The sequence below is a fragment of the Novosphingobium sp. PY1 genome (assembly GCF_017312445.1).
Classification (GTDB): Bacteria; Pseudomonadota; Alphaproteobacteria; order Sphingomonadales; family Sphingomonadaceae; genus Novosphingobium.
In genome coordinates this window covers 14,143-32,379 of the sequence record NZ_BLTI01000006.1, presented here as the reverse complement: position 1 = coordinate 32,379, position 18,237 = coordinate 14,143, and the positions used below count along the sequence as shown (strand labels likewise).

The 18,237-nt window shown below is 63.2% G+C and carries 16 protein-coding genes; all 16 read left to right on the top strand.

What is annotated here, in order from left to right; all coding sequences use genetic code 11:
• Positions 1-56 precede the first annotated feature (56 nt).
• Positions 57-455, top strand: a complete 399-nt coding sequence (locus tag J3474_RS08265; protein ID WP_207093765.1) for a hypothetical protein — start codon at positions 57-59, stop codon at positions 453-455.
• Between the two features lie 5 nt (positions 456-460).
• Positions 461-1,195 carry a HupE/UreJ family protein gene (locus J3474_RS08260; RefSeq protein ID WP_207093764.1) on the top strand — a complete coding sequence of 245 codons (735 nt, stop codon included), beginning with the start codon at positions 461-463 and terminating at the stop codon, positions 1,193-1,195.
• Between the two features lies 1 nt (position 1,196).
• Positions 1,197-1,808, top strand: a complete 612-nt coding sequence (locus J3474_RS08255) for a hypothetical protein (protein WP_207093763.1) — start codon at positions 1,197-1,199, stop codon at positions 1,806-1,808.
• Positions 1,809-2,322: 514 nt separating this feature from the next.
• A complete protein-coding gene (locus tag J3474_RS08250) occupies positions 2,323-4,476 on the top strand; it encodes a TonB-dependent siderophore receptor (RefSeq protein WP_207093762.1) in 2,154 nt (717 codons plus the stop codon).
• 73 nt (positions 4,477-4,549) lie between these two features.
• Complete coding sequence (locus tag J3474_RS08245) at positions 4,550-5,605, top strand: PepSY domain-containing protein (protein WP_207093761.1); 1,056 nt, start codon at positions 4,550-4,552, stop codon at positions 5,603-5,605.
• Positions 5,602-6,531, top strand: a complete 930-nt coding sequence (locus J3474_RS08240) for a glyoxylate/hydroxypyruvate reductase A (protein WP_207093760.1) — start codon at positions 5,602-5,604, stop codon at positions 6,529-6,531. Before J3474_RS08245 ends, J3474_RS08240 begins: the two co-directional genes overlap by 4 nt.
• A gap of 154 nt (positions 6,532-6,685) precedes the next feature.
• Positions 6,686-7,378 carry a haloacid dehalogenase type II gene (locus tag J3474_RS08235; protein ID WP_013836594.1) on the top strand — a complete coding sequence of 231 codons (693 nt, stop codon included), beginning with the start codon at positions 6,686-6,688 and terminating at the stop codon, positions 7,376-7,378.
• 112 nt (positions 7,379-7,490) lie between these two features.
• A complete protein-coding gene (locus J3474_RS08230; protein ID WP_207093759.1) occupies positions 7,491-9,041 on the top strand; it encodes an ABC transporter substrate-binding protein in 1,551 nt (516 codons plus the stop codon).
• Positions 9,026-10,021, top strand: a complete 996-nt coding sequence (locus tag J3474_RS08225) for an ABC transporter permease (protein ID WP_207093758.1) — start codon at positions 9,026-9,028, stop codon at positions 10,019-10,021. The genes J3474_RS08230 and J3474_RS08225 overlap by 16 nt, the downstream gene beginning before the upstream one ends.
• On the top strand, positions 10,018-10,842 hold the full coding sequence (locus J3474_RS08220; protein ID WP_013836597.1) for an ABC transporter permease: 825 nt from the start codon (positions 10,018-10,020) through the stop codon (positions 10,840-10,842). Before J3474_RS08225 ends, J3474_RS08220 begins: the two co-directional genes overlap by 4 nt.
• Complete coding sequence (locus tag J3474_RS08215; protein WP_207093757.1) at positions 10,839-12,653, top strand: ABC transporter ATP-binding protein; 1,815 nt, start codon at positions 10,839-10,841, stop codon at positions 12,651-12,653. Before J3474_RS08220 ends, J3474_RS08215 begins: the two co-directional genes overlap by 4 nt.
• 192 nt (positions 12,654-12,845) lie before the next feature.
• Positions 12,846-13,661, top strand: a complete 816-nt coding sequence (locus J3474_RS08210; RefSeq protein WP_242528268.1) for a GNAT family N-acetyltransferase — start codon at positions 12,846-12,848, stop codon at positions 13,659-13,661.
• Positions 13,661-15,133 carry an NAD-dependent succinate-semialdehyde dehydrogenase gene (locus tag J3474_RS08205; RefSeq protein ID WP_007014174.1) on the top strand — a complete coding sequence of 491 codons (1,473 nt, stop codon included), beginning with the start codon at positions 13,661-13,663 and terminating at the stop codon, positions 15,131-15,133. Before J3474_RS08210 ends, J3474_RS08205 begins: the two co-directional genes overlap by 1 nt.
• Positions 15,130-16,206: a tartrate dehydrogenase gene (locus tag J3474_RS08200; protein ID WP_013836600.1), complete on the top strand. Its 1,077-nt coding sequence runs from the start codon at positions 15,130-15,132 to the stop codon at positions 16,204-16,206. The genes J3474_RS08205 and J3474_RS08200 overlap by 4 nt, the downstream gene beginning before the upstream one ends.
• A 119-nt stretch (positions 16,207-16,325) precedes the next feature.
• A complete protein-coding gene (locus J3474_RS08195) occupies positions 16,326-17,735 on the top strand; it encodes an aspartate aminotransferase family protein (protein ID WP_207093756.1) in 1,410 nt (469 codons plus the stop codon).
• Positions 17,736-17,747: 12 nt separating this feature from the next.
• Entirely contained in the window at positions 17,748-18,236 is a 489-nt protein-coding gene (locus tag J3474_RS08190) for an Lrp/AsnC family transcriptional regulator (RefSeq protein ID WP_007014171.1), read from the top strand.
• Position 18,237: the final 1 nt, after the last annotated feature.

Genomic DNA, 18,237 nt, shown 5'->3' with positions numbered 1-18,237 from the left:
CGAAAGGCCGGCCGCGATGGCCGGCCTTCGCGAGCCCGATACACGGAGATCCCCCAATGAAGACTTCCGCATTTTCCGCCCTGTTCGCTGCAAGCCTGCTGGCCGCAGCTCCGGCTGCAGTCATCCCGGGCACCGCCTATGCCCATGGCAGCATGAAGCCCCAGCACGGCGGCATGGTCCAGATGTCGGGTGAAACCCTGTTCGAACTGGTCAAGGGCGCCAAGGGCGTCGATGTCTATATCAGTGAGGAAGACGAACCCCTGCCCGCCAGCGAATTCAGCGCCAAGCTGATCGTGACGAGTGCCTCGGGCGCCAAGGCCACTACCGCAATGAATGCAGCCAAGGCCAACTGTTTTGCAGCGCCCGGCGTCAAACTTCAGGCCGGGTCCAAGGTCATCGTCTCGCTGGTAGAAAAGAGCAGCGGCACGAAGACTTTCGCGACCTTCAAGCTCTGACGCAAATGCAGACGGCCGCCCTCGCAGCGTCCCGCCGCCTTGCCGCGGCCGGACGCGCGCTGACAGCCACCTGCACCCTTCTGGCAGCGCTGGCGATCGCCGCCTCGGCCCAGGCCCACGGAGTGGGAGAAGCGGACAAGGCCTTCATCGAGGGCAGTTCGGGCATCGCCATCCTGCCTTACATGTACCTCGGCGCGAAGCACATGGTCACGGGTTACGACCATCTGCTCTTCCTCGCCGGAGTCATCTTTTTCCTCTACCGGATGAAGGACATCGGGACTTACGTCACGCTGTTCGCGATCGGGCACAGCACGACGCTGCTGGTCGGTACGATCTTCGACATTCGCGCCAATCCCTACATCGTCGATGCCATAATCGGACTGTCTGTCGCCTACAAGGCAATCGACAACCTCGACGGCTTTCGCACGATGTTCGGCTGGGCGCCCAATCCCCGTGCCGCGGTATTCGTCTTCGGCCTGTTTCATGGCTTCGGCCTTGCAACCAAGCTCCAGGATCTGACGCTCTCGCCCGAGGGCATGATCCCTAACCTCCTGTCGTTCAACGTCGGCGTCGAACTTGGGCAGTTCATGGCCTTGGGCCTGATTCTCATCGCCATGAACATCTGGCGACTGAGCGGCAGCTTCCAGCGCAGCGCCATCGCTGCCAACGCGGCGTTGATGTGCGCCGGTTTCGTCCTCGTCGGCTACCAGCTGACCGGTTACTTCACCCAGGGAGCCTGACATGGCCACGACATATCCCGCAGACATCGCCGCGCTTCCACGCAACGTGCAAGCCTCTCCCGCCACGCTTGCCAAGGCCTGCATCGGAGCGGCCGTTGCAGCGGGCGGCGTGCTCACCCTGTTCGTTCTGCCCGCCGAATACGGCATCGATCCGACCGGCATCGGCGCCAGACTGGGCATCTCCGGCATGGCCGTGATGGAAGAAGACGAGGATTCCGCTCCTGTCTCGACTGGGCCGGCCGCATCGCTGGTCACCCCAACCCGCGCTTCGATCGAACGCGCCACCGCCTGGCGCGAAGACGAACTCACCCTTGACCTGCCCCCGCACAGCGGCGCGGAGATCAAGGCGCACATGGTCAAGGGCGACAGCTTCGTCTTCTCCTGGCACTCCACCGGCGGTCCGGTGAAGGTCGACATGCACGGCGAACCGGTCAACGCAGCCGACGACGAATTCACCAGCTACTGGAAGGAACGCCAGAGCGAGGCCGGTCAGGGCGATTTCACCGCAACCTTCGACGGGACGCATGGCTGGTACTGGCGCAACAAGAGCGACGCGCCGGTCAAGGTGACCGTCAAGGTCGCGGGCTTCTACAAGGACCTTTTCAAACCCTGATCCACCCGGGACATTCCCGAGCCTGAACAAGGGCGAAGCGCTTCCATCCGGCGCTTCGCCCTTCTTTTTTGGCACGCACAAAACTGGAAGCAGCATAATAATTGGTCATGCATCCGTGGAAGATAGCGGCCCAGGGCCTGAATACCCCCCGCACATCCCAGAGATATTGCAGTGCAAAATGGCCCTTGCGCACATCACATCGGGCAAAGTCAGCACCTTGCCAGGCCTTCATTTCGCAACTGCACAATTGCCTTTGGGGCATCGGCAGGTCATGCTGCATTGCCCACGAACCGGAGCGCGGCAGAATAATCGGACAATGACCTCAATTCGTCATAATCATCCGTCCGGCCCCCAAGTTACGAATAAAGATTTGTCAGCGTCCAGATAGCCTCTATCTTGCAAAAAGAAGCGGACAGGTCGCAAAATCCGCAGAATTCGCGGAGTTTGTACCAAAGAAGATCTGCTCGACTGGAAATTGCAGGACGTGGGAACAACTCAAGTGAGGGGTCACAAGATGAGAATTTTTAATTCCGCAGTTCACGCTTCCCTGTTGGCTGGTACGGCGCTTGTCGCCTTCCCCGCCATCGCCATGGCAGACGAGACGGCAAACGACACCGAAAGCTCCGATACCATTACCGTCGTCGGCCAGCGCCAGCAGTATCGGGGCGACGTTCCGCTCGCAGAGATACCGCAATCGGTCCAGCAGATCGACGGCAAGATGCTCCAGGATCTGAATATAACCCGGCTCGATTCCGCTCTCGATCTGGCCAGCGGCATCTCCCGCCAGAACAACTTCGGCGGACTGTGGGACGCCTTCGCGGTCCGCGGCTTTGCCGGTGATGAGAACTTCCCGAGCGGCTTCCTTGTCAACGGCTTCAACGGCGGACGCGGCTATGGCGGCCCGCGCGATGCCTCGAACATCGAGCGCATCGAAGTCCTCAAGGGTCCGAACGGCGCCGTGTTCGGCCGCGGCGAGCCCGGCGGCACGGTGAATATCATCACCAAGAAGGCCACCCTCGACGACACCTTCGGCAGCTTTGCGGCTTCGGCCGGCAGCTTCTCGACCTACCGCGTCGAAGGCGATTACAACCTAGCTCTGAACGACAAGGTCGCCATCCGGCTCAATGGCGCCGCGCAGGACGCCGGGAGCTTCCGCGACACGATCAATTCGAACAAGATCGTCGCCTCGCCCTCGGTGCTGTTCGAACCCTCATCGTCGACCAGCATCAGCTACGAGATGGAATTCGTTGACCAGGAAGTGCCCTTCGACCGCGGCGTAGTTGCCGTGGACGGCGTGCTTGGCCTGATCCCGCGCTCCACCTTCCTGGGCGAACCCGGCGACGGCCCGACCAAGGTCAAGGTGCTCGGCCACCAGGTCCAGCTTCAGCAGGACCTCGCCAAGGATTGGGTCTTCCTGGCCGGCTTCGGTTACCGCGATACCAGCTTCAAGGGCTATTCGAGCGATGCCGAACTGGCCGGCAGCCGCCAGACGCTCGAGGAAACCGGCAATTACCTTGCCCGCCAGCGCCGCTACCGCGATTACGGCACCACCAACCTGGTGTTCCGCGGCGAGGTTTCCGGCAAGCTCTACACCGGTTCGATCGCGCATCACGTTCTCGTGGGCGCCGACTGGGATCGTTTCAAGATCAACCTGAACCAGCTTCGTTTCCGACCGGGTCCCTATACGGCGGGCGATCCGATCACGGCGGCGAACAACGCCATCGACATCTACAATCCGGTCTATGGCCAGTTGCCGGTTCCGACCGCTGTAATCCAGAACTCCAATGAGACGCAGAAGTCCTGGGGCGTCTACTTCCAGGACCAGATCGACATTACCGATGCCTTCAAGATCCGTGGCGGTGGCCGCTATGACCACTTCCGCCAGCAGATCGTGAATAACATCAACGGTACGACGACCGTCATCATCAAGAAGCGCTTCAGCCCAACCATCGGCGCGCTTTACCAGCTGACGGACACGCTCAGCCTCTACGCCAGCTACGGCACGGGTTTCCGTCCAAACAGCGGCATCGACTTTGCCGGAAACCCGTTCGCCCCGGAAACTAGCAAGTCCTACGAGGCCGGTCTGCGCTTCGTGTCGCCCGATGACATGATTACCGCAACGCTCGCCGCCTATACGATGAAGAAGAACAACATCCTGACGAGCGACCCGATCAATGCCGGGTTCTCGCTCGCAGCCGGCAAGGCGCGCAGCCGGGGTATCGAGGCGGACGTCAATGCGAAGTTGCCCGGTGGCATCAACGTATACGCGACTTATGCCTATACCGATGCCGAGTGGACGAGCGCGGCTCTGGATGTGAGCTTCGGCCTCAACATCCAGTCGGGCGATCCGCTGATCAACATTCCCAAGCACGCGGCCAACCTGCTCGTGACCAAGGAATTCGATCTCGGCGATGCCGGCGTCGTCACCATCGGCGGCGGCGTCAACTACACCAGCAAGCGCCTTGGCGAGACGGGTGTCGATTTCTACCTGCCCGATTACACGCTGGTGCGCGCCCTTGCGAGCTATGCGCCGAGCGATGGCGTCAAGCTCAGCGTCGATGCCACCAACCTGTTCGACGTGACGTACTACCCAGCCTCCTACCACAGGTATTGGGTATCGCCGGGCCAGCCGCGCACGGTGACTTTCCGGGTTGACTTCTCCTTCTAAGGACGGCCTCCCGACAGCGCGCCCGCCACTCCCTTCCCAGCGGGGAGTGGCGGGCGCTAATTTCAGGACAGCCATGAAACCCGGTACCTTTCTTCGAATTCACCGCTGGATCGCCCTGGCCTTCGCGCCGCTCCTGCTGATCCAGGCCCTTACCGGCACCATGATCCTGTTTCGCGAACCGCTGGCGCAGACACTCGATCCCGGCGCGATGACGCGCCAGAGCAGCCACGACATGCAGCCGGCGCCGCTTTCGCAGATTCTCGAAGCGGCCGGGGCGCGTTTCCCGACCATGCGGGTCACGCGCCTGTTCATGCCTTCCGGCCCCGATGCTGCCGCCTTTGCCCAGCTAACCGGCGCGCAGGGCGAAGTGCGCTATGCCTCGATCGATCCGGGCAATGCCCGTGTGCTTGCAGCGGGTCCGATATGGCGCTTCCCGATCGAAGCTGCCTTGCAGATCCATTATCGCCTGCTGGGCGACTGGCTTGGCATTGCCATTGTCACGCTCAACGGCCTCGCCCTCTTCCTCATCGGGGTGAGCGGTGTAAAGCACTGGTGGCCGGGACGTGGCCGCATAGTCGCCTCGCTCAAGGTGCGCCGCAATCTGCCTTCGCGCATCAAGCTGCGCCTCTATCACCGAAGCGCAGGCGCCATCGCTTCGATCCTGATCCTGTTCAGTGCGACAACGGGTGTCCTGCTTGCCGCCGCCGACCTGCCACTGGGACCTGCTCCTGCTTCTGCCGCTCCGGCGCGGACCATCACTCTGAGCAGCGGCCAGGTCGACAATGCCATTTCCCTGCTTCATGCCCGTTTGCCGGAAGCGCGCATGCGCGACATCCGCATCGGACTTGACGGCACCCTGGCCATCAACCTGCTAGCTCCTGAAGCCGGTCCGCGCGCCGTCGACGTGGTGCAAATCGATGCGACCGGCCCCTCCCTCGACAAAGTTCTGAAATCCGACGATAATCCCGCGCTGTGGCTCACGGTGCTGCCGCTGCACGCCGGAGACAGTTTCGGCCTGCCAGGACGACTGCTGCTCATGGCCGAAGCCCTGGCGCTTATTTTCCTCTGCATCAGCGGACCGCTGCAATGGTGGCGCGCCCGCTCCTCTCGACCGGGAGCCAAGAAATGACCTCGATCCTTCACTGCGGCGACGAAGAGCGCGGCACGCTCTGGCGCGAGATATTCGCGCGCGAGATGCCTGAAGTCGATTTTCGCTGCTGGCCGGAGCTGGGCGATCCGCAGGAGATCCGCTTCCTCGTCGCCTGGACGCTGACGCCCGAACTGATCGCGAGCCTGCCGAACCTGGAAATCCTGTTCAGTATCGGCGCAGGCGTCGATCAGCTCGACCTTGAACTCGTACCGCCACATGTGCGCGTCGTTCGCATGATCGAGCCCGGCATTACAGTGACCATGGCGCAATACATCGTCATGGCGACGCTGGCGCTTCACCGCGACCTGCCGTTCTACGTCGCCGAGCAACGCGCTTGCCGCTGGACCCAGCGCGATGTCCTGCTTTGCTCCGAACGCACGGTCGGCTTCCTCGGCCTCGGCGAACTGGCCCGCGCCTCGATCAAGGCGCTGGCTCCGCTCGACTTCAATCTGCTGGGCTGGAGTCGCAGCGGAGCCGATATCGAGGGTGTCGACACTTATGCCGGAGCAGATGGGCTCGATCCGTTCCTGGCCCGCTGCGACATCCTGGTTTGCCTGCTGCCGCTGACCGACGAAACACGCGGCATTCTGTGCCGCAGCCTCTTCGACCGTCTGCCGCGCGGGGCCGCGATCATCAATGCCGCACGCGGCGGCCACCTCGTAGCCGAAGACCTTTGCGCCGCGCTTGACGAGGGACAATTGTCGGCGGCCTTCCTCGATGTGGCCAGCCCGGAACCGCTGCCCCAGGACCATCCATTCTATTCGCATCCTGCGATTTTCCTCACTCCCCACGTCGCCGGAGTAACCCGGAGGGAAACGGCCGTGCATTCGCTCATGGGCAATCTGAGGCGCGTGCTTGCGGGCGAGGAACCGGACGGCGAAGTAGACCGCAGCCGCGGATATTGAACCGCAGCATGCTGTGCCGAATTCGCAAGGACAAAACAGCAAATCTCACCACTTCTTCCCTGCAATCGGACACAAGTAGCGCAGCGGAAGTGGCCTTATTGACAGCGAGAAGCGCGAGGCATTCGTGGCCCGCGCAAGAGGATCAAGCGACGAAATGACCAGCGCCAGTTCCAGCTTCACCCCCCCCTTCCGGCCCAAGTACATCAGCTTCGATTGCTACGGCACGCTGATCCGCTTTCACATGTCGGAAATGGCCCGTGAGTTCTTCGCCGATCGCATCCCGGCCGAGGCGATGGATCACATGTGCTCCGTTTTCTCGACATACCGCTTCGATGAGACACTTGGGGCCTGGAAGCCTTACCGGGAAGTCATCCGCAACGCCGTGCGCCGCACCGCAAAGAAGTTCGGCGTCGAATACCGCGAAGCTGACGCCGATTCCATTTACGACATGGTGCCCAAGTGGGGTCCGCATCCCGACGTGCCCGGCGGACTTTCCAAGATTGCCGACAAGATCCCGCTCGTCATCCTCTCCAATGCGATGAACGATCAGATCCCGCACAACGTGGCCTTGCTCGGCGCGCCCTTCCACCGTGTCTACACGGCCGAGAGCGCCCAGGCCTACAAGCCGCGCATGCAGGCCTTCGAATACATGTTCGACCAGCTGGGCTGCGGGCCGGAAGTGATGATGCACGTCTCGTCCAGCTTCCGCTACGACCAGAACACGGCGACGGACCTCGGCTTCGGCTGCCGCGTCTTCGTCGGGCGTGGCCACGAGCCGTCGAATGCCAACTATCGCGATGTCGAAATTCCGCACATCGGTTGCCTGCCCGCGGTCGTCGGCCTCTGAGCATCGACGCTGTGATTTTGCCTCTCACCCGCCGCGTCTCGCGCCTACCGTTCCCCCGATCGGGCAGGCGCGAGGCGTTGGCGGTGGCAATCAAGCGCGAGGACTGCAAGCGATGCTGATCGGCGGCCACTCCATTTCGAGGCGAAGCGTGATCGGCGCGGGTCTTGCCGGCGCGGGACTGCTGGCTTTGGGCGGCTGCGCTGGCGGCGAGCGCAAGGCCACTCCAAAGAAGGGCGGCAGTATCCGGGTTGCGACGCAGGCCGCTTCGACCGCCGATACGCTCGACCCTGCCAAGGGCGCGCTGGCAACCGACTACACGCGCCATTTCATGCTCTACAACGGGCTGACCTGCATCGAGGACGAAAGCCTCGTTCCGCGCCCGTCCCTGGCCAAGTCCATCGATAGCGCAGACCGGATCACCTGGCACTTCGAACTTGAGCGCGGCGTACGCTTCCACGACGGAAGCGAATTGACGGCGCAAGACGTCGTCTTTTCCCTGCTGCGCCACAAGGATCCGGCAGTCGGCTCGAAGATGGAGACGATCGCCGCCCAATTCGCCGACGTTCGCAGCGACGGCCGCTATGGTGTCACGATCCGGCTCACCGGAGCCAATGCCGACCTGCCCACGATACTTGCCCAGTCCCACTTTCTGGTCGTGCGTGCCGGTCAGAACGCACCGGACGGCAATGGCACGGGCGCCTTTCGCCTTGCCGAATTCCAGCCCGGCGTACGCACCGTAGTCGTGCGCAACGAGGAATACTGGATCCCGGGTAGGCCGCATCTGGAACGCGTGGAGCTGATCGCGATTCCCGACGAGGTCAGCCGCGTCAACGCCTTGCTTTCCGGCGACATCCAGCTGTGCAATGCCATCAATCCCCGCTCCACCCGCAGGATTGAGGCCGATCCGCGCTATGCGACAATGGCAACGCCATCCGCGCTCTTTACCGATCTCATCATGCGCCAGGACCAGCTGCCGACCGGCAACCCCGATTTCGTGCAGGCGGTAAAGCTGATGATCGACAGGCCGCTGATCAAGCGAGCCCTTTTCCGCAACTACGCGACAATTGCCAACGACCAGCCGATCGCGCCGTTCCAGCCCTATTTCAATCCGGACGTGCCGCAGACAGTGCTCGATCTCGACAAGGCGCGCTGGCATATTCAGCGCTCCGGTCTGACCGGCGTACGCATGCCGATCTTCGCTGCGACTGCGGCGGAGGGCTCCGTTGACATGGCCTCGATCCTGCAGGAGTACGGCTCGAAGGTCGGTCTTAACTTCGCAGTCAACCGGGTGCCTGCCGACGGCTACTGGTCAACGCACTGGATGCGGCATCCGATGACATTCGGAAATTGCAATCCGCGTCCGACCGCCGACCTTATCTTCAGCCTGTTTTTCGATTCAAAGGCGAACTGGAACGAAAGCGGCTGGAAGAACGAACGCTTCGACCGCCTGCTCATCGAAGCCCGCGGCGAGGCCGACGAAGCGCGCCGTGCCGAACTCTACGGCGAAATGCAGCGCATCGTGCATGACAAGTGCGGCGTGGCAATTCCCGTCTTCATCAGCCTGCTCGACGGTCATGACCGCCGCCTCAAGGGCCTGGTCCCGGTCCCGCTCGGAGCTTTCATGGGCTATCGCTTCGCCGAATACGCATGGTGGGAAGACTGATGGCGGCTCCTGCAAAAACCCAGTCCTCGCTGGCCAAGCTCGCGCCGCTGATCATCAGGCGCGTACTGTCTTCGCTGCTCACTCTCTTTCTCGTTTCGCTGGTGATCTTCACGGTAAGCGGCCTGCTTCCCGGCGACGCCGCGCAGGAAGTGCTCGGCCAAAGCGCAACCGCGGAACAGGTGGCAGCCTTGCGCCATGACATGGGCCTCGATCGCCCGGCGCACGTGCGGTACGTCGCCTGGCTCGGCGGCATCGTGCGCGGCGATCCCGGCATGTCCTATGTCGCCAACATGCCGGTCAGCCAGATCATTTCCGACCGACTGCCCAATTCGCTTACACTTGCAGCGATCACGGCCGTTATCTCAACCGTCCTCGCCCTGATCATCGGCATTTCGAGCGCGATCAATCGCGGTGGCAGGCTCGACAGTGCGCTGAACGTCACCACGCTCTCGCTCGTCGCCATGCCCGAGTTCCTGATCGCGACTCTGGGTGTGCTGATCTTCTCGGTAAAGCTGCTTTGGCTGCCCTCGATCGCCCTGGTCACACCCGAGGCCAGTTGGAGCGCGATGCTGCGCTCGATGGCCCTGCCGGTTTTCTCGCTGACTTGCGTCGTCGTGGCGCAGATGGCCCGCATGACCCGCGCTGCTGTCGCGGATCAGCTGGATCGTCCCTACGTCGAGATGGCCAAGCTCAAGGGCGTGCCCTTCTCGCGCATCGTCCTGTTCCACGTAATGCCCAATGCCGTTGGCCCGGTGGTCAACGCCATGGCGCTTTCCCTCTCCTACCTCATGGGCGGTGCCATCATCGTCGAGACGATCTTCAACTTTCCCGGCCTTGCCAGCCTGATGGTCAATGCCGTGACGAGCCGCGACATGCCTTTGCTGCAATCCTGCGCGATGATCTTCTGCGCGACCTATCTTGCCCTGATGCTGGTGGCCGACATCGTCGCCATCCTCGCCAACCCGAGGCTGCGCGCATGAGCACTAAACTGACAACCTTCCTGCGCGGCTTGCCGGTGTCCGGACGCATCGGTCTTGCACTCGTCGTCTTCTGGCTCGTCGTGGCTCTCGTTGGCCCGTGGCTCGCACCCTATTCGGTCGGCGCCTTCGTTGATCAGGACGTCTTCAGCGGAATCTCATCGCAGTTCTGGCTGGGCAGCGACTACCTGGGTCGTGACGTGCTCAGCCGCGTCCTGTGGGGATCGCGCTACACCGTGTTCCTCGCGCTGGGTGCAGCGATGATCGCTGTGTGCATCGGGACCTCGTTTGCATTGCTCGCCGCCATCCGCGGGGGCTGGACCGACGAAGTGATCTCGCGTGCGATGGACACCTTCATCTCGATCCCTTCGAAGATCTTCGCGCTGGTCCTCGTCGCAGCTTTCGGATCCTCGCTCTCGCTGCTGCTGGTGATCGCCGCCGCCACTTACGTGCCCGGCAATTTCCGCATCGCGCGGGCGCTGGCGATGAATCTGGTGGCGCTCGACTTCGTGCAGGTCGCGCGCGCCCGCGGTGAAGGCTCGGTCCACATTGCCCTGCGCGAAGTGCTGCCGAACATGATCCATCCCCTGCTGGCCGACACCGGCCTGCGCTTCGTCTTCGTCGTCCTGCTGCTGTCGGGCCTGAGCTTCCTTGGCCTTGGCGTCCAGCCGCCCCATGCCGACCTCGGCTCGCTGGTGCGCGAGAATATCTCCGGGATCACCGAAGGTGCGCTGGCGATCATTGTCCCCGCGCTCGCGATCGCCACGCTGACAGTGGGCGCAAACCTGCTGATCGATGCCCTCAAGCCGGGAGGCAAGGCATGAACGCGCCCGCAGTCGAAGTCAGCGGCCTCGTCATCGACGTCGCCCGCCCCGACGGCACCCGCAAGGCTATCGTCGAGGACGTGTCCTTCGCCATCCCCAAGGGCGAGGTACTGGCGCTGATCGGCGAATCCGGTTCGGGCAAGACGACCATCGCCCTTTCCATGATGGGTTACTCGCGCTTCGGCGCACGGATTTCGGCCGAGTGCATTCGCGTGGGCGACATGCGCATCGACGGGATGGCCGAAAGCGAACTGCCCACGATCCGCGGACGGCGCATTTCCTATATCGCGCAAAGTGCGGCCGCCGCCTTCAATCCCTCGCGCCCGATCATGGCCCAGGTCATCGAACCGCTCCTGGTCCATCGCCTGGCCGATCGCAGGACGGCGGAAGCCAAGGCAGTCGAAATCTTTCGCTCGCTTGCCCTACCCTCGCCCGAAACCATCGGGCAGCGCTACCCGCATCAGGTCTCGGGTGGACAGCTTCAGCGGCTCATGGCCGCCATGGCGCTTATCACCGATCCCGAACTGGTCATCCTCGACGAGCCGACCACGGCCCTCGACGTGACCACGCAGGTCGAAGTGCTGCGTACCTTCAAGTCTGCCATTGCCGCCAGCGGTGCCACCGCGATCTACGTCAGCCACGACCTTGCCGTTGTCGCCCAGGTTGCCGATCGCATTGTCGTGCTCAAGAACGGGCGCACGAGCGAGGAAGGCACCGCGGAGCAGATCCTCGAGGCCCCTTCCAGCGACTATACCAAGTCGCTCCTCGCCGCTGCGCATCCGGCTGTCCGACCGTCGGCCGACGCAAGCGAAGACAATGTGCTGACTGTTTCGGCAATCAGGGCGGGATATGGCCGCATCGTCGATGGCCAGCCCGCAATTCCGGTATTGAGCAATGTCGGCTTTACCCTGAAGCGCGGAGCGACCATCGGGGTCATCGGCGAGTCCGGGTCCGGCAAGTCGACCCTGGCGCGCGTGATCGCCGGCCTCCTTCCTGCGGCCGGCGGTGAAGTCCAACTCGACGGCGATGTCCTTCCCGCCGACATGGCAGATCGCAGCCGCGAACAATTGCGGCGCATCCAGATGGTCTTCCAGAATGCCGATACCGCGCTCAATCCCGCGCATACCGTCGGTGAAATCCTTTCGCGCCCGCTCGCCTTCTACCACGGGCTCAAGGGTTCCGCTGCCGCGGCACGGGTCGCCGAGCTGCTCGACATCATTCAGCTTCCCCGCGGACTGGAGACGCGCCGCAGCACGGAATTGTCGGGCGGGCAGAAACAGCGCGTCAACCTTGCGCGCGCGCTGGCGGCCGAGCCGGACGTGTTGCTCTGCGACGAAGTGACCTCCGCGCTCGACACCGTCGTGGGTGCGGCGATACTCGACCTCATCGACGAGTTGCGGCGCAAGCTGGGCATCGCCACCGTCTTCATCAGTCACGACATCTCAACGGTGAAGGCATTTTGCGACAAGATGCTCGTGCTCTATTCCGGCACGGCGGTGGAACTGTCGCGGCAGTCTGAATTCGCCGGCGCGATCCGCCACCCCTACACGCGGTTACTGGTCGATTCGGTGCCTGACATGGACCGGGGCTGGCTCACCCACCGCGCTGCCGTGGAACGCGCCGCGATGCCAGGCGCTTCGCTCAGGAATGCCGCAGGGGAGGCGCTGTGCCGCTTCCTGCCGCGCTGCCCTGCAGCGATCGCGGGGACCTGCGATGCCGTGCCTGCCCCGCTGCGCGAAAGCGAAGGCCAGGCGATCCTGTGCCATCATACGCTTGCCGATCTTTCATCGGCGGGCTCGGCAGAAATTTGATAGGCCATGCCGGGGAACCATCCGGCATGGCGCAATATTGTTCCGATTAGCCGGGAAAACCGGCAGCCCATGCCTTTGTGCAATCGCTAGAGGGCAGCTGAATTCAACGGTCCGGCCCCCTGCATTTCGCCGGACCGAAACGGAGAAATCGACATGGTGGTTGCGACGAAGGCCCCCAACGTATTGCGAGACATGAGTGTGGAAGACTTGCACCGCACAGTCGAGCTTTCCGCCGAACAATCCTGGCCGCACCGCACCGAGGACTGGGAGCTGTTCTACGAACTGGGCGAGGGCATTGTCGCTGAATGCGAAGGCAAGGTCGTAGGTTCGATCATGGCCTGGCGCTTCGGTGGGAACTACGCCTCGATTGGCATGGTCATCGTCACCGCCGACAAGCAGGGCGAAGGCATCGGACGCCAACTGATGGAAGCCATGCTCGAGCGACTCGAAGGCTGGAACATCACGCTCAATGCGACCGCGGAAGGCCTGCCGCTTTACACCAAGCTGGGCTTCGAGCCCTTCGCCACCGTGCACCAGCATCAGGGACTTGCCCCGACAATGCCTCTGGCCGATCTGCGCCCGGGTGAGCGCGTGCGACCGATGGGAGCCACCGACAACATGCTGCCCGCAATCTACAGCCAGACGCTTGGCATGGACCGCGATGCCTTCTTCGAACGCATCTCACGCGATAGCCAGTCGGTGGTGCTTTCGCGCGATCACGAACCGGTCGGCTTTGCGCTGCTACGCCGTTTCGGGCGCGGACGCGTCATCGCCCCGATCGTCGCGCCGGATCTTGGCGGAGCGCAGGCACTGGTGACGCACTGGCTGGGTGCAAAGGCTGGCAGGTTCTGCAGGATCGACGCGCTGGTTGGCACCGGCCTTTCCGAATGGCTCGAAGATATCGGCCTGCCCTGCGTGGGCAAGGTCACGACGATGGTCCGCGGCAAAGCGCCGAAGGGCTCGGGACCGGCGAAAGTCTTCGCTGTCGCCTCGCAGGCGTTCGGCTGATGCTGGAGCTTCGCGACCCCTCGCTGCTGCGCCAGGCAGCGCTCATCTCCGGCGAATGGCTGGTGGCCGACAAGGCGTCGGGCATCGCTGTCGACAACCCGGCCGACGGCAGTCTCGTGGGCATGGTGCCTCCCTGCGGCCGCTCCGAGACGCAGGCCGCCATCGATGCCGCCATGGCAGCCTGGCCCGATTGGCGCGCCCGCACGGCGGGTGAACGCTGCGCCCTGGTCGAGCGCTGGCATGCTCTCGTCCTCGAGAATGCCGACGACCTGGCTCGGATCATGACTGCCGAGCAGGGCAAGCCGCTGGCCGAAGCCCAGGGCGAAATTCGCTATGCGGCGACCTTCATCAAGTGGTTCGCCGAGGAAGGCCGCCGGGTCGGCGCGCGCAACGTCACATCGCCGGAACGCGATCGCCGCATTCTGGTGCTGACCGAGCCGGTCGGGCCGAGCGCCATCATCACGCCGTGGAACTTCCCTGCTGCGATGATTACCCGCAAGTGCGCGCCGGCGCTCGCGGCCGGTTGTCCGGTGATCATCAAGCCATCCGAATTCACACCCTTCAGCGCCCTGGCGATGGCCGAGCTGGCGCTGCGGGCAGGCATTCCGGCTGGATTGATCCATGTCCTGACCGGCATGCCCCAGGAAATCGGCGAGACCTTTGCGGCCAGCCCGGACGTGCGAAAGCTCTCCTTCACCGGATCGACCCGGGTCGGATCGCTGCTGATGCGCCAATGCGCCGATACCATCAAGCGGATAAGCCTGGAACTGGGCGGCAATGCCCCGCTGATCGTGTTCGAGGACGCCGACCTCGACCTTGCCGTCAAGGCGGCCATGGTCAGCAAGTTCCGCAATTCGGGCCAGACCTGCGTATGCGCGAACCGCATTTTCGTCCAATCGTCCGTGCATGACGAATTTGCCGCCCGGCTCTCTGCCGCCGTGTCCGCGCTCCACGCAGCGCCCGGTTTCGAGGCCGGAGCGACAGTTGGTCCGTTGATCAATGCCGCTGCCGTCACCAAGGTATCCGAGCACGTTGCCGATGCGCTGGATCGCGGCGGGCGCCTTGTCGCATCGGGCAGCGGGCGCGAGGACGGCAATTTCGTGCGCCCGGTGGTCATCACCGATGCCCATGCCGACATGCGGCTGGCCAGCGAGGAGACCTTCGGGCCCGTCGCGCCTCTGTTCCGCTTCGAGGACGAGGCGCAGGCCATCGCCATGGCCAACGATACGCCCTATGGCCTGGCGAGCTACTTCTATACCCGCGACCTTTCGCGCTCCTTCCGTGTTGCCGAAGCGCTGGAAGCAGGCATGGTGGCCCTCAATACCGGTTCGATCGCCATGGAAGTGGCGCCTTTCGGCGGCGTGAAGGCATCGGGCCTCGGTCGCGAAGGCGGCACGGCGGGCATCGAGGAATATCTGGAAACCAAGGCCTTCCACATCGGCGGGCTGGAACTGCAAGAGGCACAGGCATGAGCGCGAAGCGCCGCTATTCGATCGCAGTCCTCCCCGGTGACGGCATCGGCAAGGAAGTCATGCCCGAAGGCACGCGAGCTCTCGAAGCCGCAGCCTCCGCCCACGGCTTCGAGCTGGACCTGCAGTGGCACGATTTCGCCAGCTGCGATTACTACGCGAAGCATGGGCAGATGATGCCTGACGACTGGAAGGATCGCATCGGCAAGGTCGACGCGATCTTCTTCGGTGCAGTCGGCTGGCCCGACACGGTGCCGGACCATGTTTCCCTTTGGCAGTCGCTCCTGCAGTTCCGCCGCGAATTCGACCAGTACGTCAACCTGCGCCCGGTGCGCCTGATGCCGGGCGTGCCCTGTCCGCTGGCGGGCCGCAAGCCGGGCGATATCGACTTCTGGGTCGTGCGCGAGAATACCGAAGGCGAATACAGCTCCGTGGGCGGACACATGTTCCCGGGCACGGACCGCGAAATCGTGATCCAGGAAACGGTGATGACCCGCCATGGCGTCGACCGTGTCCTGCGCTATGCCTTCGACCTTGCAGCCAAGCGCGAGCGCAGGCACGTGACAAGTGCCACCAAATCCAACGGCATCGCCATCACCATGCCGTTCTGGGACAAGCGCGTCGAAGCCATCGGCGCCGAATATCCCGGGGTCACGCACGACAAGTATCACATCGATATCCTCACCGCGCAGTTCGTCATGAACCCGCAGCGTTTCGATGTCGTCGTCGCGTCCAATCTCTTCGGCGATATCCTGTCGGACCTTGGACCTGCCTGCACCGGCACGATCGGCGTTGCCCCTTCCGCCAACATCAATCCGGACGGGACGCACCCTTCCCTGTTCGAACCCGTCCACGGCTCCGCGCCGGATATCGCGGGCAAGGGCATTGCCAACCCGGTCGGCCAGATCTGGTCCGCGTCGATGATGCTGGAACACTTGGGCGAGGCCGAAGCGGCAGCTTCGATCATGCGCGCGATCGAAGCGACTCTCGCATCCGAGAACGGGCGCACCGGCGACCTGGGCGGCAAGGCGAACACCGTTTCCTGCGGCAAGGCCGTGGCTTCGTTGATCGGCTGAATCGCTCGTGGCAGGGAGCGGCATAATCTGCTGCCACCCTGCCACGATTTGCCCGTTGGAGGTGACGGCGGGCCTTATTTCAGCGCAACCCGCCGGATGCGTGCGATAGCATCGACGGCATGGAAAACGCTCCCTCCCGCACTCCCGCCCATCGCTCCAACCAGTCGCTGGTCGATCTCGACAGGCAGCACCTGATCCATCCCGTCACATCGTTCCGGGGACACGAGGCGCACGGCGCCCGCGTGCTGGCATCGGGCGACGGGATGTGGCTGACCGATATCGAGGGCAAGAAAGTTCTGGACGCCTTCGCCGGACTGTGGTGCGTCAACGTCGGCTACGGGCAGGAATCGATCGTCGAAGTGGCGATGGAGCAGATGCGCCGCCTGCCTTACGCTACCGGCTATTTCCACTTTGGCAGCGAACCGGCAATCCTGCTGGCCGACAAGCTCGCCTCGCTCGCGCCGGAAGGTCTCGACCACGTCTATTTCACGCTGGGCGGCTCGGACGCTGTCGACAGCGCGATCCGTTACATCACCCACTACTTCAACGCGATCGGCAAGCCCGAGAAGAAGCAGTTCATCGCTCTTGAATGGGGCTACCACGGTTCCAGCTCGAACGGCGCCGGACTGACCGCGCTGGCGAACTTCCACCGCGGTTTCGATCTGCCGCGTCCCTGGCAGCACCATATTGCCTCGCCCTATCCCTATCGTCATCCCGAAGGCCATGACGATGCCGCGGTGATTGCCTCCACGGTTGCCGCGATCGAGACCAAGGTCGCCGAACTGGGCGCCGACAAGGTCGCGGCCTTCTGCTGCGAACCGATCCAGGGTTCGGGCGGCGTCATCGTTCCGCCCCGCGGCTGGCTCAAGGCAATCCGCGAAACCTGCGACCGGCTCGGCATCCTGATGCTCGTCGACGAAGTCATCACCGGCTTTGGCCGCACCGGCCCGATGTTCGCTTGTGACGACGAAGGCGTCTCGCCCGATTTCCTCACGCTCGCCAAGGGACTCACCGCGGGTTACGCGCCCATGGGCGCAGTGCTGATGGCCGATCATGTCTATCAGTCGATTGCAGACTCGGCCCCGGCAGCCCTGCCCGTTGGTCATGGCTTCACTTATTCCGGCCACCCGGTCAGCGCCGCAGTCGGCCTCGAGGTGATCCGGCTCTATGAGAACGGTCTGCTCGAGAACGGCCAGAAGACGGGCAAGCGCTTCGACCATCACCTCGATCGAATCCGGGCGCACCCGCTTGTCGGCGATACACGCGGACGCGGCCTGCTCGGCGCGATCGAACTGGTCAGCAACAAGGAAACCAAGGCCGGCTTCGCACCCGAACTCGACATCGCGGGCCGGCTTTCGCAGCTCACCTGGGAAAACGACGTTATCGTGCGCTGCTTCGCCAATGCCGTAATCGGCTTCGCTCCTGCACTCTGCTGTTCCGAAAACGAGATGGACCTGATATTCGAACGGGTCGAGAGGTCGCTAGATCAGTTGCTGGAAATGCCAGACGTCCGCCAGGCGCTCGGCTGAGGAGAAAAGAACATGGCCTTGGGCCCCAAACTCGATCGCATCGATCTCAAGATCCTGGCGATGCTGCAGCAGTGCGGGCGCATCACCAATGTAGAGCTTTCCGATGCTGTCGGGCTTTCGCCCAGTCCTTGCCTGACCCGCGTCAAACGGCTGGAAAGTGCCGGATACATCACCGGCTACGGCGCGCACATCAATCTCAACAAGCTTGGCGAATTCCTCACTGTCTTCACAGAAGTGACGCTGAGCGAGCACCGGCGCGGCGATTTCTCGCGCTTCGAAATGCGCATCGCCAAGATCGACGAGATCGTCGAATGCCACCTTGTCAGCGGCGGCTACGACTACCTCCTCAAGTTCGCGGCCCGCGGCGTCACCCATTACCAGTCGCTCATCGAAGAAATGCTTGAAAGCGATTATGGCATAGAGAAGTATTTCAGCTACGTCGTGATCAAGAGCCCCTTCATCAAGCACCACTTTCCGATCCAGAACCTGTTCGGCGAATGAC

What these genes read in the sequence shown, in the direction of transcription:
- J3474_RS08260 (WP_207093764.1), top strand. Translation starts at nt 461, where the DNA reads ATGCAGACGGCCGCCCTCGCAGCGTCCCGCCGCCTTGCCGCGGCCGGA.
- J3474_RS08205 (WP_007014174.1), top strand. Translation starts at nt 13,661, where the DNA reads ATGCTGGAGCTTCGCGACCCCTCGCTGCTGCGCCAGGCAGCGCTCATC.
- J3474_RS08200 (WP_013836600.1), top strand. Translation starts at nt 15,130, where the DNA reads ATGAGCGCGAAGCGCCGCTATTCGATCGCAGTCCTCCCCGGTGACGGC.
- J3474_RS08245 (WP_207093761.1), top strand. Translation starts at nt 4,550, where the DNA reads ATGAAACCCGGTACCTTTCTTCGAATTCACCGCTGGATCGCCCTGGCC.
- J3474_RS08210 (WP_242528268.1), top strand. Translation starts at nt 12,846, where the DNA reads ATGAGTGTGGAAGACTTGCACCGCACAGTCGAGCTTTCCGCCGAACAA.
- J3474_RS08235 (WP_013836594.1), top strand. Translation starts at nt 6,686, where the DNA reads ATGACCAGCGCCAGTTCCAGCTTCACCCCCCCCTTCCGGCCCAAGTAC.
- J3474_RS08215 (WP_207093757.1), top strand. Translation starts at nt 10,839, where the DNA reads ATGAACGCGCCCGCAGTCGAAGTCAGCGGCCTCGTCATCGACGTCGCC.
- J3474_RS08190 (WP_007014171.1), top strand. Translation starts at nt 17,748, where the DNA reads ATGGCCTTGGGCCCCAAACTCGATCGCATCGATCTCAAGATCCTGGCG.
- J3474_RS08230 (WP_207093759.1), top strand. Translation starts at nt 7,491, where the DNA reads ATGCTGATCGGCGGCCACTCCATTTCGAGGCGAAGCGTGATCGGCGCG.
- J3474_RS08265 (WP_207093765.1), top strand. Translation starts at nt 57, where the DNA reads ATGAAGACTTCCGCATTTTCCGCCCTGTTCGCTGCAAGCCTGCTGGCC.
- J3474_RS08250 (WP_207093762.1), top strand. Translation starts at nt 2,323, where the DNA reads ATGAGAATTTTTAATTCCGCAGTTCACGCTTCCCTGTTGGCTGGTACG.
- J3474_RS08220 (WP_013836597.1), top strand. Translation starts at nt 10,018, where the DNA reads ATGAGCACTAAACTGACAACCTTCCTGCGCGGCTTGCCGGTGTCCGGA.
- J3474_RS08225 (WP_207093758.1), top strand. Translation starts at nt 9,026, where the DNA reads ATGGTGGGAAGACTGATGGCGGCTCCTGCAAAAACCCAGTCCTCGCTG.
- J3474_RS08240 (WP_207093760.1), top strand. Translation starts at nt 5,602, where the DNA reads ATGACCTCGATCCTTCACTGCGGCGACGAAGAGCGCGGCACGCTCTGG.
- J3474_RS08195 (WP_207093756.1), top strand. Translation starts at nt 16,326, where the DNA reads ATGGAAAACGCTCCCTCCCGCACTCCCGCCCATCGCTCCAACCAGTCG.
- J3474_RS08255 (WP_207093763.1), top strand. Translation starts at nt 1,197, where the DNA reads ATGGCCACGACATATCCCGCAGACATCGCCGCGCTTCCACGCAACGTG.